This window comes from Treponema sp. R6D11 (assembly GCF_054786075.1).
Map to the genome: position 1 here is coordinate 1 of NZ_BDHD01001046.1, position 294 is coordinate 294.

1 protein-coding gene is annotated in these 294 nt (G+C 42.5%); it reads right to left on the minus strand.

What is annotated here, in order from left to right; all coding sequences use genetic code 11:
- A partial coding sequence (locus tag ACYVTD_RS17420) for a phosphoribosyltransferase family protein (RefSeq protein ID WP_461248888.1) occupies window positions 1-294 on the minus strand: 294 nt, incomplete at both ends.

Genomic DNA, 294 nt, shown 5'->3' on the forward strand with positions numbered 1-294 from the left:
GGTTTTAATTGCGCAAGAGCGCGGATAAGTTTTTCTATAGAACCGGCGGTATCAATCATGTCGTCTACAATCCATAGGCTTTTATTTTCCACAGGGTCTGCGCTTAAAATATTAATCGACTCAACTGTATTTGGTCTGGAATAATCGCGCTGTTTGTGGGCGACAACCAAAGCAGAGCCAAACGAGTTAGCGAAAATACGCGCTATTTTTTCCCCGCCCGCGTCTACGGAACAAAACGCCCAATTTTTTCTTACTTCGTTTTCAAGGTTATCAAGTGTTTTGATATATGTGTCG